This window comes from Crossiella sp. CA198 (assembly GCF_052078295.1).
Taxonomy (GTDB): Bacteria; Actinomycetota; Actinomycetes; order Mycobacteriales; family Pseudonocardiaceae; genus Crossiella.
The window spans coordinates 1-549 of record NZ_JBQJIM010000077.1 but is presented as its reverse complement, the minus strand read 5'-3'; the positions used below and the strand labels follow the sequence as shown (position 1 = coordinate 549).

The following is a 549-nucleotide window of genomic DNA, read 5'->3' as shown; positions in this document are numbered from 1 at the left end:
GCAGCCTCCTACGTCCTTCATCGGCTCCTGGTGCCAAGGCATCCACCGTATGCTCTTAACAACTTGACCACAAAGATGCTCGCGTCCACTGTGTAGTTCTCAAAGAACAACCAGACACCACCACACCTTGCGACACCGGACCCAAACCATTGTTTGGCGGTATGAACGCTAGTAGCAGAACTGGAACGTTCGCTTCCTCAAGAGCAACCCGCTTACGCGTGTTCTCTCAGGACCCAACAGCGTGCCGAACACCCCACCACTTCTCACCACTGCCGGCCTCCCTCCACACTCGAACACTCGAGCAGTACTAGAAGCCGACCGTCGCAGACGCGATGGCGTTTTCACCAGTAGTTCCACAATTCTTTGAGCGCCGCAGCCCCAAACACGGTCGGCTTGGACGACTGACGGAACCCCACCCCGAGGGGCGGAATGTGCTCCTTAGAAAGGAGGTGATCCAGCCGCACCTTCCGGTACGGCTACCTTGTTACGACTTCGTCCCAATCGCCAGTCCCACCTTCGACCACTCCCCCCCTTACGGGTTGGGCCATG

General features: G+C 57.9%; 1 rRNA gene. It reads right to left on the bottom strand.

The window, feature by feature from the left end:
- Positions 1 to 442 precede the first annotated feature (442 nt).
- Positions 443 to 549: ribosomal RNA gene (locus ACTOWY_RS44810) — 16S ribosomal RNA — on the bottom strand; the annotation flags it as partial.